Source organism: Streptomyces sp. NPDC002888 (assembly GCF_042888465.1).
GTDB lineage: Bacteria > Actinomycetota > Actinomycetes > Streptomycetales > Streptomycetaceae > Streptomyces.
In genome coordinates, this window is sequence record NZ_JBIAPU010000017.1 from 42,571 (window position 1) to 66,357 (window position 23,787).

Below are 23,787 nucleotides of genomic sequence, written 5' to 3' on the forward strand. Positions count from 1 at the left end.
AGCACGGCACGACCGACGGGGGTGGCCCACAGGGGCCGCTCCCCCATTCCCCCCTTGAGGCATGATCGAGCCATGACCACCCCCGCGCCCGCCCCCGGTGCTGCCCCCATCCGTGTCCTCATCGCCGACGACCAGGACATGGTCCGCACCGGTTTCCGCTTCTTCCTGGACGCGCAGCCCGACATCACCGTGGTCGCCGAGGCCGCCGACGGCGCGGATGCGGTGGCGCTGGCCCGCCGGGTGCGGCCCGACGTGTGCCTGCTGGACATCCGGATGCCGAAGCTGGACGGCCTGGAGGCGACCCGCCTGCTGGCCGGGCCCGAGGTGGCCGACCCGATGCGGGTGGTCGTGGTGACCACCTTCGACCTCGACGAGTACGTCTACGGCGCACTGCGCGGCGGCGCCTGCGGATTCCTGCTCAAGGACTCCGGGCCCACCCTGCTCGCGGAGGCGGTCCGGGCCGCCGCGGCGGGCGACTCCCTGGTCTCCCCGTCGATCACCGTCCGCCTGCTCAAACACCTCACGGCACCGCAGGCAGCCGCCGAGGCGCCCCGCCCCGCACCGCCGACCGAACCCCTCACCGACCGCGAGCTCGAGGTGGTCCGCCTGGTCGCCCTCGGCCGCACCAACGCCGAGATCGCCGCCGAACTGTTCGTCTCCCTCTCCACGGTGAAGACGCACCTGTCCAGCGTTCAGCTCAAGCTGGCCGCCCGCAACCGCGTCGAGATCGCGGCCTGGGCCTGGCAGCACGGGCACGCACAGCCCCGCCCGTGACGGGTCACAGGCCCCGCACCGGCAGGTCGAGGAGGCGCGCGACGGTCCGCAGGACGCCGTTGTCGTTGTTGGACGGGGCGAGATGGCGGGCCCGGCGGACGACCTCCGAGTGGGCGTTGGCCATGGCGAACGACCACTCGGCGGCGTCCAGCATCTCCAGGTCGTTGAGGTAGTCCCCGAACACCAGGGTCTGCGCGGGCGTGATGCCGAGCTCCCGCTGAAGCCGGCGCAGGGCGGCGCCCTTGTTGGCGGTGCGGTTCATCACGTCGACCCAGTGCTCGCCGGAGACGACCACCTGGTGAGTCGCGGCGAAGGGTGCGAGGGCGGGCGCGGTGGTCCGCTCCGCCGACCCGAAGTCGAAGAGGGCCACCTTGATGACCTCGTCGTCGACGGCGGCGACGTCCTCGACGATCCGGTGCTCGACGTAGTACCTGCGCACCTCGGCCAGGAACGGCTCGTCGGTCCGCTCCACGTAGGCGGACCGCTTCCCGCAGACGACGGCCCCGACGTCGACGCCGTCCGCCACCAGCTGCCGTACGGCCGCCACGACCTTGGCGGCGACCCCGGGTGCCAGCGGATCGGAGCTCAGCTCCACCCCGTCGCGCACCACGTAGGTGCCGTTCTCCGCGATGAACACCATGCCCTCGGCCACGTCCGCGAACTCCCTTGCGAGCGTGGCATATTGACGCCCGCTCGCCGGACTGAAGAGCACCCCGCGCTCGCGCAACCGGTCCAGCACCTCTCGCAGTGCCGCCGGGGCCCGCTTGTCGTCGTCCAACAGCGTGCCGTCCATGTCGGTGACGACCAGCCTGATGTCGGCGGAGGCGACGGCGGTGGAATCGGGCGTGGCGAGGGGCGCGGGCGAGTAGGGCATGTCCTGCTTTCCGTAAGGGGTGCGGGCCGATTGTCACCTTATCCGGGACACGCTGATCATCCGACGGCACAATGGCGGCGGCACCAGCCCGGACGTGGAGGAGACAGATCGTGACCGACAAGGCGCGGCTCAACACCGGTGTGGCGCACAACGCGCGGGTCTGGAACCACTGGATCGGCGGCAAGGACAACTACGAGGTCGACCGGCGGGTCGGTGACCACGTGGCCGCGATGTTCCCGCTGATCCGGGACATCGCCCGCGCCGACCGCTGGTTCCTGGGCCGGGCGGTGCGGTTCCTGACCGAGGAGCGCGGGGTGCGGCAGTTCCTGGACATCGGCACCGGGCTGCCGACCGGGGACAACACGCATGAGATCGCGCAGCGGATCGCGCCAAAGTCGCGGATCGTGTACGTCGACAACGACCCGATCGTGCTGGCCCACGCGCGCACCCTGCTGACCGGCGCCTCCGAGGGCGTCACCGACTACATCGACGCGGACGTGCACGACCCGGATGCCATCCTCGAACGCGCCGCGGGCACCCTCGACTTCGACCAGCCCGTCGCGGTCATGTTCCTCGGCATCCTGAACTTCGTGCTCGACACCGACAAGGCGCGCGAGATCGTACGAAGGGTCATGGCCGCGGTTCCCTCGGGCAGCTTCCTGGTCCTGACCCACCCGACGTTCGACGCCGACCTCGGCGGCGAGGGCCAGATCCCGGCGATGGAGTTCTGGAACGAGAACGCCACTCCACCGATCACCGCCCGCAACGGCGCGGACATCGCCGCGTTCTTCGAGGGTCTGGAGCTGCTCGACCCGGGTCTCGTGTCGTGTTCGCGGTGGCGTGCGGAGCCCGACTCTCCCGTCGTGGTACCGCAGTTCGGTGCGGTGGCCGTGAAACCCTGACGGCCATGCCGACCGTGGTGGACGCCGACCGTGGTGGCCGCCGACCGTGGAGGACGTATGACCACCCTTGCCGATCCCGTCCCCGGCGGGCGCCCCGGTGACGTCGACCGTGCCACCTCGCTCAGTGAGAGACTCGCCGGGCAGGGCGTGCACGGGATCGTCCTGGCGTACGTCGACACCGCGGGCATCGGCCGGGTGAAGACGGTTCCGACCGCCAAGCTGGCCTCGGCGGCGGCCTGGGGCGTCGGTATGTCCCCGGTGTTCGACACGTTCCTGGCCAACGACCACATCGTCACCACCGACGTGCTCGGTTCCCCGGACGGCGACCTGCGCCTCTACCCCGACCTCGACCAGCTGGTGGTGCTGTCCGGGCAGCCCGGCTGGGCGTGGGCGCCGGTCGACCGGATCACGCAGGACGGCGAGCGGCACCCGGGGTGCTCCCGCACCTTCCTGCGCCGGATCGTCGCGGACGCGGCCCGGGAGCACGGCCTCGCGTTCCGGGCGGGCATCGAGATCGAGTGGGCGGTCGGCCTGGGTTCGGCCCCCGACGGGGAGTTCGTGCCCGCGGTGTCGGGTCCGGCGTACGGCGCCACCCGGCAGGTGGAGCTGAGCGACTACCTGGCCGACCTGCTGGCCGCCCTCGCCGCGCAGGGCGTGGACGTGGACCAGATCCATCCCGAGTACGCGGCCGGGCAGTTCGAGGTCTCGGTGGGCGCGCTCGATCCGGTGGCGGCGGCCGACCGCAGTGTGCTGGTGCGGCAGACGGTCCGGGCGGTCGCTCAACGCCACGGGCTGAAGGTCTCCTTCTCCCCCGCCGTCCTCGCGCGGGGTGTCGGCAACGGCGGCCACGTCCATCTCTCCGCCTGGCGCGACGGGCGGAACCTGCACTCCGGCGGTGAGGGCCGCCACGGCATGACGGCCGACGCCGAGTCCTTCGCGGCCGGCGTGCTCGCCCACCTCCCGGCGCTGACCGCGGTGACCGCGCCGAGCCCGGCCAGCCAGCTGCGCCTCAAGCCCTCCCAGTGGGCCGGTGTGTTCACCTGCTGGGGCCTGGAGACCCGCGAGACCGCGATCCGGGTCGTCACCGGCACGGCGGGGCTGCGCGACCAGCAGGCGAACCTGGAAGTGAAGCCCGTGGACCTGGCCGCCAACCCGTATCTCGCCCTCGGCTGTCTGATCGCCGCGGGCCTCGACGGCCTGGCGTCGGGCGCCTCGCTGCCGGAGGAGGTCTCCGGCGATCCGGCCGGCCTCGCCGCCGACGAGGCTGCCGCCCGGGGCGTGCGCCGGCTGCCCACCTCGCTCGCGGAGTCCGTCGAGGTGTTCCGCGCGGACGCACGGCTGCGCGCCGCGCTGGGACCGGTCCTCGCCGACGCCGTGGTCGCCGTGCGCGAAGGGGAGATCGCCGCGGTGCACGGTCTCGACGACGAGCGGGTGGCGGCGGCGTACCGCTGGAAGTACTGACATGGGCGCGGTCCACGACGCCCTCGACGCGCTGCGGCTGGTCGACCACCACTGCCACGGCGTGGTCACCGCCGACTTGGACCGGGCGGGCTTCGAGTCCCTGATCACCGAGGGCGAGAGGTGGCCCGGCAGCGGGATCTCGCCCTTCGACAGCCCCGTCGGCGTGGCCGTACGCCGTCACTGCGCGCCCCTGCTCGACCTGTCCCGCCACGCCCCCGCCGATGCGTACCTGGCCCGGCGGGCGGAACTGGGATGGCGGGAGGTCGACCGGCGCTTCCTCGCCGCCGCCGGGACCGAGGTGTTCTGCGTCGACACGGGCTTCGGTCCCACGAAACTCGGTGAAACCTTCGAGACGTACGAGGCGTACGAGGTCGTCCGGTTGGAGAGCGTCGCCGAGGCCGTGGCGGCCGGGGGCGTCGAGCCGGACGAGTACGCCGAGTTGTTCCTCCGCGCCGCCCGGGTCGCCGTGGGGCGGCCGGGTGTGGTGGGCGTGAAGTCCGTGGCCGCGTACCGCACCGGCTTCGACCTGGACCCGGCCCGCCCGTCGGCGGCCGACGTCACCGAGGCGGCCCGGCGATGGCTGGCACGGGGCGGCCGCCTCGACGACCCGGTCCTCGTACGGCATCTGCTGTGGACCGCCGTCGACCTGGGCCTGCCCCTGCAACTCCACACCGGATTCGGCGACAACGACATCCGGCTGCACCGGACCGACCCCACCCACCTCACCGACTGGCTGCACCTGACCTCCGGCACGATCCCGGTGCTCCTGCTGCACTGCTGGCCCTACCAGCGCCAGGCCGCCTACCTGGCCGCGGTGTTCGAGCAGGTGTACCTCGACGTCGGCCTCACCCTGCACTACGTCGGGCCGGCCCGGGCCCGGGCGGTGGTGGAGGAAGCGTTGGAGATCACACCGTTCCGCAAGCTGCTGTACAGCTCCGACGCCTACGGTGTCTCCGAGTTCTACTGGCTCGGCGCGCTGGCCTTCCGCCGGGGACTGGGCGATCTGCTCCAGGACCGGGTGGACGGCGACGAACTGAGCCTGCCCGACGCGCTGCGGATCGCCCGGTGGGCGGGAACGGACAACGCCCGTCAGGTCTACCGTCTGTCCGCCGCCGACTGAAAGTATGATCAAGCAATGTCTGACATGACCGAAACCACGTCCGGTTGGCTGACGTCCGACGAGCTCGAATCGGCGCGCGCCCGCATGCCCATCCTGTACGTCGAGGCGGTGCCGGTGCGCGTCGACGACAGCGGCGAAGTCACCAGCATCGGACTGCTGCTGCGCATCGGACCGGACGGCAATGTCAGCCGGACCCTGGTGTCCGGCCGGGTGATGCACCACGAGCGCGTCCGGGACGCCCTGCTGCGCCATCTGGAGAAGGACCTCGGCCCCGTGGCCCTCCCCCGCGTCCCGACCTCCCTGCAGCCCTTCACCGTCGCGGAGTACTTCCCGACGCAGGGCGTCTCGCCGTACCACGACCCCCGGCAGCACGCGGTGTCCCTCGCCTACATCGTCCCGGTGACCGGTGACTGCCGTCCCCGGCAGGACGCCCTCGACCTGGTCTGGTTCAGCCCCCAGGAGGCACTGTCGCCGGGCGTGCAGAGCGAGATGCCCGGCGGGCACGGATTCCTGCTGCGGCAGGCGATGGCCCACGTCGGCCTGGCGTCCTGACCGGTGCCGGTGATACGGGCCGGGCAGCGGCCGTGCACCCTCGTGGTGTGCCGCGGCTGCTGCTGCGGCGACCCCCGCAAGTACCCCGACTCCGACCACGCCTGGCAGCTGGACCGGCTGCGCGCCGGTGCGGCCGCCTCCGGCGGGCGGTTCGCCGTCCGTACGACGGACTGTCTGGGCCCCTGCGACCAGGCCAACGTCGTCGTCGTGCAGCCCTCCGCCGCCGGACGCCTGGCCGGCGGCCGTGCCGTCTGGGTCGGCTTCGCGATGGGTGACGACTGCACGGACGACCTGATCACCTGGGCCGACGCGGGTGGCCCCGGCCTCGCCGACCCCCCGGTCACCCTGGAACTCCAGTTCGTCCGCCCGCCACGCGAGGCGCGGTCACGGACGCGCCGCTGACCTGCGTCTCACACGGGTGTCGGGAACACGAACCGCACCCCCGTCAGGTCCTGTGACACCTCCCAGAGGCGGCGGCCGGTCTCGGCGTCCTCCGCCGCCGCCGAGAGCCGTACCCGGGTCGGTCCGCCGCGCAGCTCGCCCAGGCCGTCCGGTCCGACGAAGTCGCCGCCCGTCACGTCCGGGGCGGTGGCCGCGTAGAGCTGCGGCAGCGCGCCCCGGTCCGGGGACTGGGCGAGCAGCGGGCCGCCGATGCGGCCGAAGAGCACGCTCCACAGGGCGACCGGCCCGTCGAACTGGAGGTTCGTGGCGGTGTAGCCGGGGTGCGCGAGCAGGCTGCGCACCGGGCTGCCGGCCTCGGTGAGCCGGCGGTGGAGCTCCCGGCCGAAGACGGCGTTGGCCAGCTTCGACTGGTTGTAGAAGCCCATCGGTGAGTAGCGGCGCTCTCCGGCGAGGTCGTCGAAGTTCAGGCGCCCCTGCCGGTGGTTGAGCGAGCTCACCGTGACCACCCGCGGGTCGCGCCCGGCGGCCAGCAGGTCCAGGAGCAGGCCGGTGAGGGCGAAGTGCCCGAGGTGGTTGGCGGCGAACTGCACCTCGTGCCCCTGCGCGCTCAGCGTGCGCGGCGGTGCCATCACTCCGGCGTTGTTGACGAGGACGTCCACGCGCCCGTGGTCGGCGTGCAGCCGTTCGGCGAAGGCGCGGACGGAGTCGAGGTCGGCCAGGTCGATCCGGCGTACGTCGAGGCGGGCGTCCGGCTGTTCGGCGGTGATCCGCGCGGCCGCCCGCCGCCCCTTGTCCTCGTCGCGCACCGCGAGGATCACGTGCCCGCCCCGGCGGGCGAGTGCCCGAGTGGTCGCCAGGCCCAGGCCGCTGTTGGCCCCGGTGACGACGAACACCCGCTCGGTCTGGTCCGGAATCCGGTCGGCGGTCCAGCGCTGTCGTTCGGTCATGCGCCTCACCGTGCCCTTCATGGCACAAAGTGTCAAGATGGCACCTGGTGCTATTCATGGCACCGCGCTACGATGATCCGGTGAGCCCCCGCCCCGACACCACCCTCGCCCAGCGCAAGCGTCAGCTCGTCTCCGACGAGTTGACCGAGGCGGCGTTGCAACTGCTCGCGCTGAAGGGGTTCGACGGAGTAACGGTCGACGAGATCGTGGCCGCGGCCGGGGTGTCCAAGCGGACGTTCTTCCGGTACTTCGCGTCGAAGGAGGACGTGGTCGTCCAGTTCCTGGCCGGGATGGGCGCCGACATGCGCGCCGAGCTGGCGGCGCGCCCTGCCGTGGAATCCCCGTCCGTGGCGCTGCGGCACACCGTCCAGGTCCCCGTCGCCGCCTGTGCCGACCACTCCGACCATGCCGAGAGGGCCCTGCGGGTGGTCCGGCTGATCCTGCGCACGCCCGCCCTGTACGCCCGCTTCCTGGAGCGTCAGGCGCAGTGGCGGGACGACCTGGCGACGGAGCTGGCCGACCGGCTCGGCCTGGACCCCGACACCGATCTCTATCCGCGGCTCGCCGCCGGAATGGCGCTCACCGCCTTCGACACCGTCCTGCACCGGTGGAGCGGCAGCGAGGGCGCCGAGGATCCCGTCGCCCTGACCGACCGGGCCTTCGCGGTCATCGCTCCGGCGCTGGACGAGCTTCCCCGGCCCGGCCGAGCGCGCTGAGCTCGTCGGCCGGGGGGGGGCGGGATCAGTTGGTGGTCTCCGGATGTGTGAGGTTCACCCCGGTCGCCGGGTCGAACACATGCGCCTTCCTCATGTCGACCTGCAACGCCACCTGTTCGCCCTCACGGGCGCGGGTCGCGGCGTCCAGGCGGGCCACGATCTGCTGGGCGCCGCCGTCCCCGGCGCCGGCGCCGGTGTCCCGCGCGCCCGAGTCGGTGGCGAGTTCCTCCAGTTCGGCGGTCCTGACGGGCCCGCCCTCCGCGGAGAAGTAGACGTACACGTCGGAGCCCAGCGACTCCAGCACATCCACGGTGGCGTTGAAGACGGGGCCGCCGCCGCCCCGCTCGCGGGACAGGGCCGCGTCCTCGAAGGCCTCGGGCCGCAGTCCGATGATGACCTCGCGGGGGGCGTTCTGCCGTTCCAGCTCCTGCCGCATACGGTTGTCGAGGGGCATCTCACCCAGGGGCGAACGCAGGGCACCCTGCTCCAGGGTGGCGTTCAGGAAGTTCATCGCCGGGGAACCGATGAACCCCGCCACGAAGAGGTTGCGCGGGAGGTCGTACAGCTGCGCGGGGGTGCCGATCTGCTGGACCAGGCCCTGCCGCATGACCACGACACGGTCGCCCAGGGTCATCGCCTCGGTCTGGTCGTGGGTGACGTACACGGTGGTGGTGCCGAGGCGCCGTTGCAGGCGGGAGATCTGGGTGCGCATCTGCACGCGGAGCTTGGCGTCCAGGTTGGACAGCGGCTCGTCCATCAGGAACGCCTTCGGGTCACGGACGATCGCCCGCCCCATGGCCACCCGCTGGCGCTGCCCGCCCGAGAGGTTGGCGGGCTTGCGCTCCAGGTGCTCGCTCAGGTCGAGGACGCGCGCGGCCTCCTCGACCTTGGTGTTGATGGTGTCCTTGTCCACCCTTGCCAGGCGCAGCGGGAACCCCATGTTCTCGCGGACGCTCATGTGCGGGTACAGGGCGTAGCTCTGGAACACCATGGCGACGTCGCGCTCCTTGGGCGCGAGTTCGTTGACGACGCGGTCACCGATGCGCAGGGTGCCGTCGGTGATGTCCTCCAGCCCGGCGATCATGTTCAGGGTGGTGGACTTGCCGCATCCGGACGGTCCGACGAGGATCACGAACTCGCCGTCGGCGATGTCGAGGTCCACGTCCTTGACGGCGAGGGACCCGTCGGGGAAACGCTTGGTGACTCCCTCAAGGACGATCTCGGCCATGGGTGGTGCCTCCTTGCCTCATGCCGTGCGGGTCATCCCTTGACGGCCCCGGAGGTCAGTCCGGCGACGATCCGACGTTGGAAGAACAGAACGAACAGGATGATCGGGATGGTGATCACCACGGCGGCGGCGGCGATCGACCCGGTGGGCTGCTGGAACTGCGAACTGCCGGTGAAGAACGCGATCGCGGCGGGCACCGTCCGCGCGGACTCCGTGGACGTCAGCGAGATCGCGAACAGGAAGTCGTTCCAGCAGAAGATGAACACGAGGATGGCCGTGGTGAACACGCCCGGCGCGGCCAGCGGCACGATGACCATCCGGAACGCCTGCGCGGGCGTGGCCCCGTCCACCTTGGCGGCCTTCTCCAGGTCCCAGGGGATCTCCCGGAAGAACGCCGACAGGGTGTAGATCGCCAGCGGCAGCGAGAAGGTCATGTACGGGATGATCAGCCCGATCCAGGTGTCGAAGATCCCGATGATCCGCTCGATGTTGAACAGCGGTGACACCAGGGAGATCGGCGGGAACATGGCGATCAGCAGCGACATGCCGATGAGCACCCGCTTGCCGGGGAACCGCAGCCTGGCCACCGCGTAGGCGGCCATGGTGCCCAGCGCCACCGCGATGACCGTGGCGATCAGGGCGATGCCGATCGAGTTGATCAGCGACCTGGTGAACTCGGAGGTCGCGAAGATGCCCCGGTAGTTCTCCCAGGTCCAGTCCCTCGGGATGTAGTCGCCGTCCGTGAGGGTGCTGGGGTCCTTGAACGACAGCGCGGCGATCCACCACACCGGGAACAGGGCGTACAGCACCACCACGACGTTCACGACGGTCCATCGGGCGGCGTGCGTCTTTCCTACGGCGGCCATCAGCGCTTCACCTCCGCGCCCGGTGCGGCGGCGCCGAACAGCTTGACGAAGGTGAAGGCGATGATCCCGACACAGATGAAGATCAGGACCGAGATCGCCGACCCGATGCCCAGGTTCAGCGCGGTGAACAGGTTGTCGTACCCGAGGATCGACACGGAGCCGGTGTCCTGGGCGCCCGCGGTCAGGATGTAGATGTTGTCGAAGATCCGGAACGCGTCCAGGGTGCGGAAGAGCAGCGCGACCAGGACGGCCGGCTTCATCAGGGGCAGCATGACCTTGGTGAAGCGCTGCCAGGGTGTGGCGCCGTCCACCATGGCCGCCTTCAGGGTCTCCTCCGGGACCAGGGCGAGGCCCGCGAGCAGCAGCAGGGCCATGAACGGCGTCGTCTTCCACACCTCCGCGAGGATGATCAGCCACAGGGCGGGCCACTGCTCGGTCAGCGGGGCGTCGCCCTCGGGCAGCAGCTCGGCGAGGTATCCGAGGTCCGGGGTCCAGGCGTACTGCCACGAGAAGGCGGCGACCACGGTGACGATGCCGTACGGGATGAGGACCGATGTGCGGACGAGGCCGCGCGTGAAGATCGTGCGGTGCATGACCAGGGCGAGTCCCATGCCGAGGGCCAGCTCGATGGCCACGGACACGCCGGTGATGAACAGCGTCACCCAGAACGCGTCCCACCAGAACGGGGAGGTCAGCACGGCCCCGTAGTTGCTCAGGCCCACCCACTTCGCCTGCCCGGGAAAGCGCAGGTCGTACCGCTGGAGGGACAGGTAGATGGCGTACCCGATGGGGTACGCGGTCACGGCGAGCATGACGACGACGGCGGGTGCGCACAGCAGCCAGCCGAGCCGCCGCTCCTGCCGGGCGCCCGCCGAGAGCGCCGCCCGGTCCTGCTTCGGGGGCTCCGCCTCCGGAGGCTGCGGGGCGCCGGCAGGTTCCGCTTGCATGCTCACGGGATCACACCCTCGGATCGCAGGGCATCGTCGATCTGGTCCCTGATGGTCTCGATCGAGCTCACCGGATTGATCGCCGACGGCGGGGACAGCGTGTGGGAGATCGCGATCGAGATGTTCTGGTAGGCCGGAGTGATCGGCCGTACGCTCGCCGCCTGCAAGGAGGCCAGCACCTCCCGGGAGAAGGGGTACGCCTTCATGAACTCGGGCTCGTCGTACAGGCCGCGCAGGGTGGGCGGCAGTCCGCCCTCGAGCGCGGCGGTGAGCTGGTTCTCCCGGTTGCGCAGACACAGGGCGGCCTCGAAGGCCAGGTCGGGGTGGCGGGAGTAGGCGCTCACGGCCAGGTCGATGCCGCCGATCGTGGGCCGGGCCGGTCGGTTCGCGTCGACCCGGGGGTAGGGCGCCCAGCCGAAGTTCTTGAAGAGGTCGGGGTTGTTCGCCATCATCGACGGATAGACGAACGGGTAGTTGAGCTCGAACGCCGCCGTTCCCGACTCCATGGCGAGGCGGTTCTGGTCCTCCATCTGGTTGGACAGGGAGGGGTCCGCGGCCGGGGAGTTCGCCAGCTCGCGCATGATCCCGGCGGCTCGCACGGCCGGAGGGCCCAGGGAGGGCTCGGTCGCGGTCGGGTTGAGGATGGAGCCGCCCGCGCTGTTGATCAGCGTGTTGAACCAGACGGTCAGGCCCTCGTACTGGGCGCCCTGGATCTCCACGAAGTGCGGCTTGCCCTGCCGGGCGAGGTCGCCGGCCATGGCCAGCATCTCGGCCCAGGTCCTGGGCGGGGTGGGGACCAGGTCCTTGCGGTACCAGAGGAGTTGGGTGTTGGTGTTGTACGGGACGGCGTACAGCCTGCCCTTCCAGGTCGAGGTCTGCAGCGGTACGCGCAGGGTGCCCTCGGTGGCCCGCCGTTTCGCCTCCCCGGTCCACTCGCGGATCCAGCGCGCCTCGGCGAACTCCGCCGCCCAGGTGACGTCCAGGCCCAGGATGTCGAGCGAGTCGTCCTCGGCGGCGAGTCGGCGGACCATCTGCTGGCGCTGGCCGTCGGCGGCGCGCGGCAGCTTGTTGTAGCTGATTTCGTAACGACCGTCGGACGCCTGGCTGCACCGGTCGGCCGCCTTCTGGAGCGCGCCGGAGTCGTCGGGGAAGTTGTACCAGTTGAGGGTGGGCCGTCCGCCGCCCTCGTCACTGCCGCACGCGGCGAGCATCGACGCGAGCAGCGGCAGTACGGCAAGCACCCGCATCCGTCTCGTCCTGCGGGAACGTCCCTTCCGCACGCGCTCCACACCTCGCTTCCCGGGACGGTGGCGGGGACGGGCCCCGCGGTGACTCTCTCCCGGCGAACGCTAAGCCCTATATAAGGGGAGGGAAAGTACACATTGCGGCAAATAGCCCATACCGGTCGGCGAAGGTCCCCCGGCCACTGTCCCGGAAATGACGAAGAGGCCGTGCCGGAATCACTCCGACACGACCTCTGAACTGCGACTCTATCGAGTCGGGACGACAGGATTTGAACCCCTTGACCCCCAGGAGCGGCGGCCGACGCGCTGTTCCCCGGGGTGGGCTTGCCGGGCCTGGTGCCGCCCTCGCCCTGGCCGTGTGCCGTGGGGTTGCGGCGCTGGGGTCGATCATGTCGAGGCGCGTCCCGTCGGGGACGGCATGCTGCGTGCTGCCGGCCACGACCCGTGCCTCGACCGTGCATACGGTGTGACCTGCCGGCCGTGGTACCGGCTTCGGGGTGTGTGGTCAGCGAGTGGTGGTGTCCGGGCCGGGCAGGGTGCCGGCGCAGGTGGCGCGGCCGAAGGTGCCGGTGGCGGTGGCGCTTTGTACGTGGTGTCCGCGGACGCCGAGGGTGCAGCGGGCCTGCCCGCCCTGTTCGCCGAGGACGATGCTGACGATCGGGTCCCGGCCGAGGGGCACCTCGACGCTCGTGCGCCAAAGAACACCGGCGTACCAGTCGCTGGACGGGGCGGGCCGCGCCCAAGGGGCCACCGCGCTGATCTGCCCGAGCGACCTCAAGCCCCCGCTCGCCGACCGGGACACCGGCTCGGTGAACGTATACGGGTTCCCGGACCCCGCGCAGAACAAGACCAAGACGGGCGGAACCATCTTCGACCGCACGCACACCGTCGGCGACAAGGTGGGCGGCGACTGGGTCAACGAGAACCTGTTCACCGGATTCTCGCGTATGAACAAAAGCGGCATGCGGCGCTGCGAGATCAAGATGGAGAAGCAGCTCGCAGCCGGGAAGTGGGTCATGTACACAGGGAAGGCCAACTACAGCCACACGTCGTGGTCCAGAACAGCCCGGATTGGCAGACGGCATGTTGAGGGCCGAACAGCTGGAGGCCGTGCTTCCGTCGATGACACGGTGGCGTGTGCCTGGTGGGCGCAGCGTGGACTGGGCTGCCCTTGAGGCGGCCCTCGGGAGGGCGCTGCCCTCCGACTTCCGTTCCCTCGCGGAGGCGTACCCGGTGCTGGTCATCGATGACTTCCTCATGGTGTCCGTTCCGACGCCCGGTGCCGAGACGCTGTGGGCGTCCGGGTGCCGGGAGGACGAGATCCTTCAGGATCTGTACGAGATGGGCGACACCGAGGACTACGTCCCGTACCCGCAGCCGGGTGGCCTGATCAGCTGGGCGTCGTCCTATTCGGGGGACTCCTTCTACTGGAAGACGAGCCCCGCGGACCCGGACGCATGGCCGGTGGTCGTCCGCGGGGACAACGGCGACTGGATGGAGTTCCAGGCAGGTGCCGTCGAGTTCCTGGCCGGCGTGTACGGGCGCACCATCCACGTGGGGGGTATGCCCAGGGACTTCCCCAGCGACGACCCGAAGGTACTGGGCCTGAGCGACCGCATCGACTGATCGGCAACTGATCCGCAGGCACATGTGAACAGCGATCGCCCCCAGGGTTCCTGGGGGCGATCGTCATTCAGTAGGTTCGAGGACTTACGCGGTCGCCAGTGAGGGCTCCGTGTCCCGCCTGCGCTGGTCCCCAACTGGTCCCCAAAAAATGATCAAGGGGCCGTTTCAGATCTCCTCTGAAACGACCCCTGACCTGCGACTTCGCAAAGTCGGGACGACAGGATTTGAACCTGCGACCCCTTGACCCCCAGTCAAGTGCGCTACCAAGCTGCGCCACGTCCCGCTGCGTCTCCCGCGGCCGGGCCGCGTGATCACACAGACGAACCCTACCGCACACAAAGCCACGGACGCCCCGGCGAGCCCCCTGGACGACACCAGATCGTTCGATGGGTCGGACATCGTTCGAGAACTCTTGACCTGGCCCCACACCACGTCTGACACTCGCGCAACGCGACGTCACACAGACGAAACCGGAAGGGTGCGCAGGAGTGTCAGTTCCCCGCCGTCCCGTCCTCGCGTTGCTCATGTCATGTCTCGACGAGGAGACCAGTCCATGCTGCACACCCCCCGGCTGCGGAGCCGCGCGAGACGTAGGGCGGGCCGGCTCGCCGGACTGACCGCGGCCTCGCTGCTCCTGGGTCTCGCCGGACCCCTCGCCCCCGCACAGGCGGCGGACATCACCGATGGCCTGGCCCTCTGGTACAAGCTCGACGCCGCCTCGGGCACCGTGGCGACGGACGCCTCCGGCCACGGCCGGGACGGCACGGTGAACGGCGCCGCCGCCTGGTCCGGCAGCGGTGACGGGCTCGCCTTCAACGGCTCGGACACCTACATCAAGGTGCCGAACAACATCATGAGCGGCATGAACTCGATCAGCGTCTCGATGGACGTGAAGATCGACTCAGCCCAGCCGACCCCGTACTTCATCTACGGGTTCGGCAACACGAGCGGCACCGCCGGCAACGGCTACCTCTTCACCACCGGCGACGGCCTGCGCACCTCCATAGCCACCGGCAACTGGTCCACGGAACAGACCACCAAGCCCGCCGACTCGCACGCCCTGACCCGAGCCGTCTGGAAGACGCTCACCTACACCCAGACCGGCACCACCGGCGTGCTGTACGAGGACGGCATCGAGGTCGGCCGCAACACGGCGGTCACCATCACCCCCGGCGCGATCGGCTCCGGCATCACCACGGCCAACTACGTCGGCAAGTCCGTGTATCCCGGCGACAAGCTCTTCAAGGGCCGCATCCGCGACTTCCGGGTGTACGACCGCGCGCTGGCCGGTACGGAGGTCGAGCAGCTCTCCCTCCCCGTGGCCACCCAGGGTGTCGCCGACGACAAGGCCGCCCTGACCCTCGGCGACACCGGCGCCGTCGTCTCCGACCTGACCCTGCCGACCACCGGCACCGCGGGCGGCTCGAAGATCACCTGGGCCAGCGACAACACCTCCGTGGTGTCCGCCACGGGCAAGGTCACCCGCCCGCCCTCCGGCGAGCCGGACGGACACGCCACGCTCACGGCGACCCTGAAGAAGGGCACCGTGACCGACACCAAGAGCTTCGACGTCACGGTCCCCGCGGCCTTCGACGACGCGACCGCCGCCCAGCAAGCCGCAGAGGCCCTGAGCGTCCACAACCTCGACGACGCCCGCGGCAACCTGACCCTCCCGGCGACCGGTGACTACGCCACCAAGGTCACCTGGTCGTCCGCTAACCCGGACGTCGTCGGCGCCGACGGCGTGGTGCACCGCCCCGCGCACGGAGACGGCGCCACCACGGTCGACCTGACCGCGACGGTCACGAAGGGCGACGCGAAGGCGACCCGCGTGTTCACCGCCAAGGTCCCCGAGCTCCCCGTCAAGGAAGCCCTCAAGGGCTATATGTTCAGCTACTTCACCGGCGAGGGCACCGCGGACGGCGAGCAGCTCTACGCCGCCCTGAGCAAGGGCAACGACCCGCTGCACTGGCGGGAGCTGAACGACGGCAAGCCGGTCCTCACCTCCACGCTCGGCGAGAAGGGCCTGCGCGACCCGTTCATCATCCGCTCCCCCGAGGGCGACAAGTTCTACCAGATCGCCACCGACCTGCGGATCTACGGCAACGGCAACTGGGACGCCTCACAGCGCACCGGCAGCAAGTCCATCATGGTCTGGGAGTCCACCGACCTGGTGCACTGGACCAACCAGCGCCTGGTGAAGGTCTCCCCCGACTCGGCCGGCAACACCTGGGCACCGGAGGCGTTCTACGACGAGAAGCTCGGCGAGTACGTCGTCTTCTGGGCGTCGAAGCTGTACGACAACCCCGAGCACTCCGGCGACACGTACAACCGCATGATGTACGCGACGACCCGCGACTTCTACACCTTCAGCGAGCCCAAGGTGTGGATCGACCGCGGCTACTCGGTCATCGACTCCACGATGATCAAGCACGACAACGCGTACTACCGCTTCTCCAAGGACGAGCGGAACAACACCTCCTCCACCCCCGACAGCAAGTTCATCTTCGAGGAGAAGAGCGACTCGATCCTCAACCCGTCCTACGACCCGGTCGTGGCGGGCATCGGCAAGGGCACGATGAGCGCCGCCGAGGGACCGCTGGTCTTCAAGTCCAACACCGAGGACAAGTGGTACCTGTTCGCCGACGAGTTCGGCGGCCGCGGCTACATCCCGTTCGAGTCGACCGACCTCGACTCCGGCCAGTGGACCCCGTCCACCGGTTACGACCTGCCCGCCAAGCCCCGTCACGGCACGGTGCTCCCGGTGACGCAGGCCGAGTACGACCGGCTGCTGCGCACGTACGAGGCCGACCAGTTGGTGCAGAGCGCCGAGGACGTCTCGGTGAAGACCCGCGTCGGTCAGGCCCCGGTCCTGCCGGCCACGGTGATCGCGCAGTACGCCGACGGCGTCGAGCGCCCGGTCTCCGTCACCTGGGACGACGTCCCGGCCTCGGCGTACGCGCAGGCCGGGACCTTCACGGTGACGGGCAGCCTGCCGGACGGCTCCGCGCTGAAGGTCAAGGCCGAGGTCACGGTCTCGGAGCAGGGCTCCGACGTGCCCGCGGACCTCGTCCTGGACTACAAGTTCGACGAGACCGGCGGCAACATCGCCCGTGACTCCAGCGGTCACGGCTACCACGGCACCTACGTCCGTACGCCCGACTTCGGGACGGGGGTGGAAGGCGGCTCCTTCAAGATGTCCGGCGGTTCCAGCTCCTCCACCACCTCCCCGTACGTCCGGATCCCCAACGGCGTTCTGAAGGGCGCCGAGAGCGTCACCGTCTCCACGTACGCGAAGTGGAAGGGCGGGGACAACTTCCAGTGGCTCTTCGGACTGGGCCCGGACAACAACAAGTACCTCTTCGCCTCCCCCTCCAACGGCGGCGGCAAGCTGTTCTCGGCGATCACCAAGGCCACCTGGTCGGGTGAGAAGCAGATGACGGCGGGCTCCCCGCTCACCGCCGGCAAGTGGCAGCACGTGACCGTCACCGTGGACGGCGCGACCGAGACGGCGATCCTCTACGTCGACGGCGTCGAGGCCGCCCGCGCCACCGGCGTCACCATCAAGCCGTCCGAGCTGTACGACGCCTCGAAGGGCTACTCCGGCTACATCGGCAAGTCCCTGTACTCCCCCGACCCGTACTTCGGCGGCGAGGTGGACGACTTCCGTATCTACAACCGGGCCCTGACACCCGCCGAGGTCCTGGAGCTCAGCGGCAACACCACGGGCATCGCCGCGGCGACCCACCCGGCGCTGAAGGTCGACGCCATCATCGACGATGCCCACAGCACGATCACCCTGCCGCTGACCGAGGGCAGTGACCCGAGCGCCCTGGCACCGCAGTTCACCCTCGCCCACGGCGCGACCCTCAGCCCCGCCTCCGGCACGCTGCGCGACTTCACCAAGCCGCAGACGTACGAGGTCACCGGCTCGGACGGCGAGAAGCGCACCTGGACGGTCTCGGCACTGATCATGAAGAGCCCGGTCCTGCCGGGGCTCAACGCCGACCCGAACATCGTCCGCTTCGGCGACACCTTCTACATCTACCCGACCACCGACGGCTTCGAGGGCTGGAGCGGCACGCAGTTCAAGGCGTACTCCTCCACCGACCTCGTCCACTGGAAGGACCACGGCGTCATCCTCGACCTGGGACCTGACGTGTCCTGGGCGGACAGCAGGGCGTGGGCGCCGACGATCGCCGAGAAGGACGGCAAGTACTACTTCTACTTCTGCGCCGACGCGAACATCGGCGTCGCCGTCTCCGACTCACCCACCGGGCCGTTCAAGGACGCCCTCGGCAAGCCACTGCTCAAGGCGGGCCAGTACACCGGGCAGATGATCGACCCCGCCGTCTTCACGGACGACGACGGCCAGTCGTACCTCTACTGGGGCAACGGCCGGGCGTACGTCGTGCCGCTCAACGACGACATGGTCTCCTTCGACGCCTCCAAGGTCACCAACATCACCCCGAGCGGCTACAACGAGGGCACCTTCGTCATCAAGCGCAAGGGCACCTACTACTTCATGTGGTCGGAGAACGACACGCGGGACGAGAACTACCGCGTCGCCTACGCCACCGGCCCCTCCCCGACCGGCCCCTGGACCAAGCAGGGCGTGATCCTGGAGAAGGACCTCTCCCTCGGGATCAAGGGCCCCGGCCACCACTCCGTCGTCCACGTCCCGAACACCGACGACTGGTACATCGCCTACCACCGCTTCGCCATCCCCGGCGGTGACGGCACCCACCGCGAAACCACCATCGACAAGCTGGAGTTCGACACCGACGGCCTGATCAAGAAGGTCGTCCCGACCCTCACGAGCATCGACCCGGTCACCATCGTCCACGCGGGTCCGAACGCGAGCGGCACCGAGGGCAGCGCGATCTCCCTCACCGGCACCATCTCCGGCGCCGGCGGCCCCAAGTGGACGGTGGAGGACGGAGCACCCTGCACCTTCTCCGACCCCGGTGCCATCCTCACCGCCCTCACCTGCGCCGACGACGGCACCTACAAGGTCACCCTGACCGGCGGCCGCAGCAGCGACTCGCTCACCGTCACGGTCGCCAACGCGGCCCCGGTGATCACGGGGGCAGCGGGCCCGAAGCCGGTGGCGGTCGGCCAGGGCGCGGTGGTCACGGCGGACTTCACCGACCTGGGCACGGCTGACACCCAGACCTGCCGGGTCGACTGGAAGGACGGCACCGCACCGACCGCCGGCAAGGTCACCGGCTCCCGCTGCGAGGCCACCCACGCCTACGCCAAGGCGGGCATCCACCGCCCGGAGATCACCGTCACCGACGACGACGGCGGCTCGGACACCACCGAGCTCCCCGAACTGATCGTCTACGACCGTGCGGCCGGTCCCCTCGCGGGCGTCGGCATCATCTCCTCGCCGGCCGGCGCCTACCCGGCCAAGCCCACCCTGACCGGTCCGGCCGGCTTCTCCTTCGGGGCCGCGTACAAGAAGGGCGCCACCGTCCCCAGCGGCAACGCGACCTTCGACTACGCGGCGGCCAAGCTGTCGTTCCGTGCCACGTCGTCCGACTGGCTGGTGGTCACCGGCTCCGAGGCCCGGTACCAGGGCTCCGGCACGGTCAACGGCACCAGCGGTTACGGCTTCCGCATCACCGTCACCGACTCCCCGGACACCTTCCGGATCAAGATCTGGAAGAAGTCCACCGGCGACGTCGTCTACGACAACCTCACCGGCAGCAAGGCCTACGGCATCATCTTCGGCTGACGCCACGACCGACGACCGAGCCGTAGGGCTCGGTCGTCAGACCCACCGAGCGGCGCCCGGGGCTCCACAGCCCCGGGCGCCGCTTCATGGCTCGGCGGTGCAGCCGACAGCCGTCAGGCACGGTCCCGAAGGAACGCAGGTTGCCCGCTTCACCGACGGGGACGGCGAGGGCGTCCGCCGGACCCGGCCGTCCGCACGCCGGGCGACATGCTCTGCGAGGGCTTCGTCCCGTGCGGGTTGTGTGGGGTTGCTCGCGCAGTTCCCCGCGCCCCTGACGGGGCGCGGCTGCACGAACGACGGGTCGTCCAGGCCCGCGCCTGCCTTCTTGCCCCACATCGCCAGGCGCCAGATGGTCTGCGGCGCCGCCTTCACCGAGCCCCTCGGCCCAGACACAGCCGGGCATGGCCGGGCGGGGCCGGCGGCCTGGGGGCTTCCGCTACGCCGGCCGGCGGGCGCACGCCGCCACTTCGGGCCCCTGCCCCGACCGGAAGGCGGCACTGCTGTGTCCCGCCCAACATCAACGCCGAAGCGGCCCGCCGCACGGTACGCGGGGTGCGTATCTCGTGCGGCGGGCCGCTTCACATCCGGCGGGGCCGGGGGGTGCCCTGAACGGCTCAGGTCTTCTTACGGGCCGTCATCGCGCGCTGGATCAGGATGAAGGCGCACAGGAGCACACCCGTGGCGATCTTCGTCCACCAGGAGCTGAGCGTGCCCTCGAACTGGATGATGCTCTTGATCAGGCCCAGCACGAGGACGCCGAAGAGGGTGCCCAGGACGTAGCCGGAGCCGCCCGTCAGCAGCGTGCCGCCGATGACGACCGCGGCGATCGCGTCGAGTTCCATGCCGGTGGCGTGCAGCGGGTCACCGGACTGGATGTACAGGGTGAACAGCAGGCCTGCCAGCGCCGAGCAGAAGCCGCTCACGGTGTACACGGCGATCTTCGTGCCGCCCTGCGGAAGGCCCATCAGCAGGGCCGACTGCTCGTTGCCGCCGATGGCGTACACCCGGCGTCCGAAGCGCGTGTAGTGCAGCACGTAGAACGCCGCCGCGAGGACGACCAGGGCGATCACGGCCCCGAGCGACAGGAAGCCCGCACCGAGCTGCACCTGTGTCTGGGCGAGGCTGCTCACGGAGGAGTCGCCGATGGAGATCGACTCCTTGCTGATGACCAGACACAGCCCCCGGAAGAGGAAGAGACCGGCGAGGGTGACGATGAAGGGCTGGATCTCGAAGTTGTGGATCACGTAGCCCATCAGGAAGCCACCGAACGCACCCACGCCCAGCGCGATGGGGACGACCACGACGAGCGGCAGCCCCTGACGCTCCACCAGCCACGCCGTGAGCATGGTGGTGAAGCCGATCACCGAGCCCACGGACAGGTCGATGCCGCCGGACAGGATGACGAAGGTGGCGCCGACGGCGGCGACCAGCAGGTAGCCGTTGTCGATGAACAGGTTCATGAAGACCTGCGGCTCGGCGAACCCGTAGTTCTGGTACCGGCTCAGACCGACCCCGTACATCACGAGGAAGAGCACGGCCGTCACCAGGACGGGCAGGCGCCGGTCGCCGAGCAGACGCGTGACCTTGGACGTCGTACGGCTGTCCGGGGCCGTGGGGGTCTGGGTGGTCGTGGTCATCACGACACCTCCATCTGGGGAGCGGCCTCGGTCGTCGCGGCGGTCCCCGACGGGGCCGCGGCCGGCTTGCCGCCGTCCTTGGCACCGGAGCCGGAGCCGGACTTGGGGCCGAACTTGGCGCCGAACTTCGCACCGAAGACCTTGGCGCGGAACTTCGGGGACTGCAGCAGGCAGACGACGATGACGACGGCGGCCTTGAAGACCAGGTTGGTCTGGGTCGGCACACCGATGGTGTAGATCGTGGTGGTCAGGGTCTGGATGACGAGGGCGCCGACCACCGTGCCGCCGATGGAGAACCGGCCGCCGACGAGCGAGGTGCCGCCGATCACCACGGCGAGGATCGCGTCGAGCTCGATCCACAGACCGGCGTTGTTGCCGTCCGCGGCCGAGGTGTTGGAGCTGATCATCAGGCCCGCGATGCCCGCGCACAACGCGCAGAACACGTACACCATGATCTTGATGCGGCGGGACCTGATGCCCACCAGGCGGCTGGCCTCGGCGTTGCCGCCGACGGACTCGACGAGCAGGCCGAGGGCCGTCTTGCGGGTCAGTGCCACGGTGACGGCGACGACCACGGCCACCACGAAGATGGAGAAGGGCAGCGTCAGCCAGTAGCCGCCGCCGATCAGCTTGTACGGCTCGCTGTTGATGGTGATGATCTGGCCGTCGGTGATGAGCTGGGCGACACCGCGTCCGGCGACCATGATGATCAGCGTGGCGATGATCGGCTGGATGCCCATCCTGGCGACGAGGAAGCCGTTCCAGAGGCCGCAGACGACCGCGGCCAGCAGTCCGATGCCCATGGCCAGCAGCACGCCGGAGAGGGCGCCCTGGTCGGACTGGTCACTGATGTACGAGCAGGCGAGGGCTCCGGTGATGGCGACGACGGCGCCGACGGAGAGGTCGATGCCGCCGGTCGCGATGACCAGGGTCATGCCGACCGCCACCAGGATCAGGGGCGAGCCGAACAGCACGATCGAGACGAGGCTGCCGTAGAGGTGGCCACCCGTCATCTTGATCGCGAAGAAGTCCGGTGTGAAGGGAACGTTGACGAGCAGCAGGAGGACCAGCACCGCAACCGGCCAGAACAGGTGGTGGTGCGTCAGCGCTCGCCATCGGGAAGGGGTGCTCACTCGTGCTCTCCGCTCGCGATGGTCTCCAGGATCCGGCTCGGGGTGATCTCGGGCCCGTTGGCGATCTGCGCCACCAGCCGGCGGTCGCGCAGCACTCCGATGGTGTGACTGAGCCGGAGTACCTCCTCCAGCTCGGCCGCGATGTACAGGACGGACATGCCGTCCTCGGAGAGGGAGACCACCAGCTTCTGGATCTCCGCCTTGGCGCCCACGTCGATACCGCGCGTCGGCTCGTCGAGGATGAGCAGCTTCGGCTGGGTGATCAGCCAGCGGGCGAGCAGCACCTTCTGCTGGTTGCCGCCGCTGAGCTGACCGACGCGGGCCTCGGGGTTGGCGGGGCGGATGTCCAGCGCCTTGATGTACTTGGCGACGAGTTCGTCGCGCTGAGCGGCCGGGATGGGCCGGGTCCAGCCGCGTGCCGCCTGCAGGGCGAGGATGATGTTCTCACGCACCGTCAGGTCCGGTACCAGGCCCTCGGTCTTGCGGTTCTCCGAGCAGAACGCCACGCCGGCGCCGATGGCGTCGTTCGGGGCGCTCATCGAGACCTGCTTGCCGCCGATGCTCACCTTGCCGCTGTCCGGCTGGTCGGCTCCGAAGAGCAGCCGGGCGAGTTCGGTGCGGCCGGATCCCAACAGGCCCGCCAGTCCGACGACTTCGCCCTTCTTGATCTCCAGGTCGAAGGGGTCGATGGCGCCGGCCCTGCCGAGACCTTCGGCGTGCAGCAGCGACTCGCCGACGTCGGCGCGCAGTTGGTGGTCGTGGAGCTCCTCCAGCTGGTCGAGCTCCTTGCCGATCATCAGCTGGACCAGGCCGACCTGGTCGAGGTCGGCGACCATGTGCTCACCGACCAGTGTGCCGTTGCGCAGGACCGTCATCCGGTCGCAGACCTCGTAGATCTGGTCGAGGAAGTGCGAGACGAACAAAATCGCCACGCCCTCGTCCTTCAACTGCCGCATCAGGCGGAACAGTTCCTGGACCTCGTCGCGGTCGAGGCTGGACGTCGGCTCGTCCAGGACCAGCACCTTGGTGCCGGAACCGCCGCCGAGGTTGTCGCCGGTGCTCACCGACCGGACGATCGCGACGAGTTGCTGGACGGCCAGCGGGTACGAGGACAGCGGGGCGGTCACGTCGATGTCGAGGCCGAGCCGGTCGACCAGTTCCGCCGCCTCGCGGCGCAGGCGCTTCCACTGGATGCGGCCCGCACGGGTGGGTTCACGTCCGATGAAGATGTTCTCCGCCACCGACAGGTTGGGGCAGAGGTTGACCTCCTGGTAGACCGTGCTGATGCCGGCCTGCTGCGCCTGCAGCGGGCTGCCGAACAGCACGGACTTGCCGTCGAGGGTGATCGTGCCGCCGTCGAGGGAGTGGACGCCCGTCAGCACCTTGATGAGGGTGGACTTCCCCGCACCGTTCTCGCCCATCAGGGCGTGTATTTCGCCGGGGAAGAGCCGGAAGTCGACGCCCGACAGAGCCCGTACCCCCGCAAACTCTTTGACTATGCCCGTCATCTCCAGGACGGGCCGCGGCTCTGCCATGGCAGCGCTCCTCATGAAATGGGTTCAGGCCCGCGGGGAGCCACCTGGACCGAGGCGTTCTCGGTCGGCCGGAGGCTCCCTGC

The 23,787-nt window shown here is 69.8% G+C and carries 20 protein-coding genes and 1 tRNA gene; 10 read left to right on the plus strand and 11 right to left on the minus strand.

What is annotated here, in order from left to right; all coding sequences use genetic code 11:
* The first annotated feature begins 72 nt into the window (after positions 1-72).
* Positions 73-774, plus strand: coding sequence for a response regulator (locus ACFYWX_RS26470; protein WP_389426593.1), 702 nt, complete (start codon positions 73-75; stop codon positions 772-774).
* Positions 775-778: 4 nt separating this feature from the next.
* Here the strand turns inward: ACFYWX_RS26470 and ACFYWX_RS26475 are convergent, their stop codons facing one another.
* Complete coding sequence (locus ACFYWX_RS26475; protein ID WP_389426594.1) at positions 779-1,648, minus strand: Cof-type HAD-IIB family hydrolase; 870 nt, start codon at positions 1,646-1,648, stop codon at positions 779-781.
* 71 nt (positions 1,649-1,719) lie between these two features.
* On the opposite strand from ACFYWX_RS26475, the gene ACFYWX_RS26480 reads away from it, so the two are divergent.
* From ACFYWX_RS26480 to ACFYWX_RS26500, 5 genes are read left to right on the plus strand one after another with little or no spacing between them, the layout of a single operon-like run.
* Positions 1,720-2,550, plus strand: a complete 831-nt coding sequence (locus ACFYWX_RS26480) for an SAM-dependent methyltransferase (RefSeq protein WP_389426595.1) — start codon at positions 1,720-1,722, stop codon at positions 2,548-2,550.
* A gap of 57 nt (positions 2,551-2,607) precedes the next feature.
* A complete protein-coding gene (locus ACFYWX_RS26485) occupies positions 2,608-4,011 on the plus strand; it encodes a glutamine synthetase (RefSeq protein WP_389426596.1) in 1,404 nt (467 codons plus the stop codon).
* 1 nt (position 4,012) lies between these two features.
* On the plus strand, positions 4,013-5,131 hold the full coding sequence (locus tag ACFYWX_RS26490) for an amidohydrolase family protein (RefSeq protein ID WP_389426597.1): 1,119 nt from the start codon (positions 4,013-4,015) through the stop codon (positions 5,129-5,131).
* A 24-nt stretch (positions 5,132-5,155) separates the two neighbouring features.
* The gene (locus ACFYWX_RS26495; RefSeq protein WP_389426749.1) at positions 5,156-5,683 is read left to right on the plus strand and encodes an NUDIX hydrolase family protein; all 528 of its coding nucleotides are present in this window, start codon (positions 5,156-5,158) and stop codon (positions 5,681-5,683) included.
* 3 nt (positions 5,684-5,686) lie between these two features.
* Positions 5,687-6,085: a (2Fe-2S) ferredoxin domain-containing protein gene (locus ACFYWX_RS26500; RefSeq protein WP_389426598.1), complete on the plus strand. Its 399-nt coding sequence runs from the start codon at positions 5,687-5,689 to the stop codon at positions 6,083-6,085.
* An 8-nt stretch (positions 6,086-6,093) separates the two neighbouring features.
* On the opposite strand, the gene ACFYWX_RS26505 is transcribed toward ACFYWX_RS26500, so the two are convergent.
* A complete protein-coding gene (locus ACFYWX_RS26505; RefSeq protein ID WP_389426599.1) occupies positions 6,094-7,032 on the minus strand; it encodes an oxidoreductase in 939 nt (312 codons plus the stop codon).
* Between the two features lie 56 nt (positions 7,033-7,088).
* On the opposite strand from ACFYWX_RS26505, the gene ACFYWX_RS26510 reads away from it, so the two are divergent.
* Complete coding sequence (locus ACFYWX_RS26510) at positions 7,089-7,748, plus strand: TetR family transcriptional regulator (RefSeq protein ID WP_389426600.1); 660 nt, start codon at positions 7,089-7,091, stop codon at positions 7,746-7,748.
* A gap of 25 nt (positions 7,749-7,773) precedes the next feature.
* On the opposite strand, the gene ACFYWX_RS26515 is transcribed toward ACFYWX_RS26510, so the two are convergent.
* The 5 genes from ACFYWX_RS26515 to ACFYWX_RS26535 all read right to left on the minus strand — a co-directional run bounded on the left by ACFYWX_RS26515 (position 7,774) and on the right by ACFYWX_RS26535 (position 12,712).
* On the minus strand, positions 7,774-8,976 hold the full coding sequence (locus ACFYWX_RS26515) for an ABC transporter ATP-binding protein (protein ID WP_389426601.1): 1,203 nt from the start codon (positions 8,974-8,976) through the stop codon (positions 7,774-7,776).
* Positions 8,977-9,008: 32 nt separating this feature from the next.
* Positions 9,009-9,842, minus strand: coding sequence for a carbohydrate ABC transporter permease (locus ACFYWX_RS26520; RefSeq protein WP_389426602.1), 834 nt, complete (start codon positions 9,840-9,842; stop codon positions 9,009-9,011).
* On the minus strand, positions 9,842-10,789 hold the full coding sequence (locus ACFYWX_RS26525) for a carbohydrate ABC transporter permease (protein WP_389426750.1): 948 nt from the start codon (positions 10,787-10,789) through the stop codon (positions 9,842-9,844). The genes ACFYWX_RS26520 and ACFYWX_RS26525 overlap by 1 nt, the downstream gene beginning before the upstream one ends.
* A 2-nt stretch (positions 10,790-10,791) precedes the next feature.
* Positions 10,792-12,036: an ABC transporter substrate-binding protein gene (locus ACFYWX_RS26530; RefSeq protein WP_389426603.1), complete on the minus strand. Its 1,245-nt coding sequence runs from the start codon at positions 12,034-12,036 to the stop codon at positions 10,792-10,794.
* Positions 12,037-12,538: 502 nt separating this feature from the next.
* Positions 12,539-12,712 carry a hypothetical protein gene (locus ACFYWX_RS26535; RefSeq protein WP_389426604.1) on the minus strand — a complete coding sequence of 58 codons (174 nt, stop codon included), beginning with the start codon at positions 12,710-12,712 and terminating at the stop codon, positions 12,539-12,541.
* 10 nt (positions 12,713-12,722) lie between these two features.
* On the opposite strand from ACFYWX_RS26535, the gene ACFYWX_RS26540 reads away from it, so the two are divergent.
* Together ACFYWX_RS26540 and ACFYWX_RS26545 are read left to right on the plus strand one after the other, a co-directional pair.
* The gene (locus ACFYWX_RS26540; RefSeq protein ID WP_389426605.1) at positions 12,723-13,208 is read left to right on the plus strand and encodes a DNA/RNA non-specific endonuclease; all 486 of its coding nucleotides are present in this window, start codon (positions 12,723-12,725) and stop codon (positions 13,206-13,208) included.
* Complete coding sequence (locus tag ACFYWX_RS26545) at positions 13,189-13,659, plus strand: SMI1/KNR4 family protein (protein ID WP_389426606.1); 471 nt, start codon at positions 13,189-13,191, stop codon at positions 13,657-13,659. The genes ACFYWX_RS26540 and ACFYWX_RS26545 overlap by 20 nt, the downstream gene beginning before the upstream one ends.
* Before the next feature lie 209 nt (positions 13,660-13,868).
* On the opposite strand, the gene ACFYWX_RS26550 is transcribed toward ACFYWX_RS26545, so the two are convergent.
* Positions 13,869-13,942 (minus strand) — tRNA-Pro (locus ACFYWX_RS26550).
* Positions 13,943-14,212: 270 nt separating this feature from the next.
* On the opposite strand from ACFYWX_RS26550, the gene ACFYWX_RS26555 reads away from it, so the two are divergent.
* Positions 14,213-19,399 (plus strand): family 43 glycosylhydrolase, encoded by a 5,187-nt coding sequence (locus ACFYWX_RS26555; RefSeq protein ID WP_389426607.1) that lies wholly within the window; start codon positions 14,213-14,215, stop codon positions 19,397-19,399.
* Between the two features lie 614 nt (positions 19,400-20,013).
* Here ACFYWX_RS26555 and yjfF read toward each other — a convergent pair.
* Genes yjfF through ACFYWX_RS26570 form a run of 3 tightly spaced genes read right to left on the minus strand, consistent with a single transcriptional unit; the run spans position 20,014 to position 23,704 of the window.
* Positions 20,014-21,036 carry a galactofuranose ABC transporter, permease protein YjfF gene (gene yjfF, locus ACFYWX_RS26560; RefSeq protein ID WP_389426608.1) on the minus strand — a complete coding sequence of 341 codons (1,023 nt, stop codon included), beginning with the start codon at positions 21,034-21,036 and terminating at the stop codon, positions 20,014-20,016.
* Complete coding sequence (locus tag ACFYWX_RS26565) at positions 21,036-22,169, minus strand: ABC transporter permease (RefSeq protein ID WP_389426609.1); 1,134 nt, start codon at positions 22,167-22,169, stop codon at positions 21,036-21,038. The genes yjfF and ACFYWX_RS26565 overlap by 1 nt, the downstream gene beginning before the upstream one ends.
* On the minus strand, positions 22,166-23,704 hold the full coding sequence (locus ACFYWX_RS26570; protein WP_389426610.1) for a sugar ABC transporter ATP-binding protein: 1,539 nt from the start codon (positions 23,702-23,704) through the stop codon (positions 22,166-22,168). The genes ACFYWX_RS26565 and ACFYWX_RS26570 overlap by 4 nt, the downstream gene beginning before the upstream one ends.
* Between the last annotated feature and the right edge of the window lie 83 nt (positions 23,705-23,787).

Coding starts and splice junctions, on each gene's coding strand:
- ACFYWX_RS26470 (WP_389426593.1), top strand. CDS start 73: ATGACCACCCCCGCGCCCGCCCCCGGTGCTGCCCCCATCCGTGTCCTC.
- ACFYWX_RS26475 (WP_389426594.1), bottom strand. CDS start 1,648: ATGCCCTACTCGCCCGCGCCCCTCGCCACGCCCGATTCCACCGCCGTC.
- ACFYWX_RS26480 (WP_389426595.1), top strand. CDS start 1,720: ATGGCGGCGGCACCAGCCCGGACGTGGAGGAGACAGATCGTGACCGAC.
- ACFYWX_RS26485 (WP_389426596.1), top strand. CDS start 2,608: ATGACCACCCTTGCCGATCCCGTCCCCGGCGGGCGCCCCGGTGACGTC.
- ACFYWX_RS26490 (WP_389426597.1), top strand. CDS start 4,013: ATGGGCGCGGTCCACGACGCCCTCGACGCGCTGCGGCTGGTCGACCAC.
- ACFYWX_RS26495 (WP_389426749.1), top strand. CDS start 5,156: ATGACCGAAACCACGTCCGGTTGGCTGACGTCCGACGAGCTCGAATCG.
- ACFYWX_RS26505 (WP_389426599.1), bottom strand. CDS start 7,032: ATGACCGAACGACAGCGCTGGACCGCCGACCGGATTCCGGACCAGACC.
- ACFYWX_RS26510 (WP_389426600.1), top strand. CDS start 7,089: ATGGCACCGCGCTACGATGATCCGGTGAGCCCCCGCCCCGACACCACC.
- ACFYWX_RS26515 (WP_389426601.1), bottom strand. CDS start 8,976: ATGGCCGAGATCGTCCTTGAGGGAGTCACCAAGCGTTTCCCCGACGGG.
- ACFYWX_RS26520 (WP_389426602.1), bottom strand. CDS start 9,842: ATGGCCGCCGTAGGAAAGACGCACGCCGCCCGATGGACCGTCGTGAAC.
- ACFYWX_RS26525 (WP_389426750.1), bottom strand. CDS start 10,789: ATGCAAGCGGAACCTGCCGGCGCCCCGCAGCCTCCGGAGGCGGAGCCC.
- ACFYWX_RS26530 (WP_389426603.1), bottom strand. CDS start 12,036: ATGCGGGTGCTTGCCGTACTGCCGCTGCTCGCGTCGATGCTCGCCGCG.
- ACFYWX_RS26555 (WP_389426607.1), top strand. CDS start 14,213: ATGCTGCACACCCCCCGGCTGCGGAGCCGCGCGAGACGTAGGGCGGGC.
- yjfF (WP_389426608.1), bottom strand. CDS start 21,036: ATGACCACGACCACCCAGACCCCCACGGCCCCGGACAGCCGTACGACG.
- ACFYWX_RS26570 (WP_389426610.1), bottom strand. CDS start 23,704: ATGGCAGAGCCGCGGCCCGTCCTGGAGATGACGGGCATAGTCAAAGAG.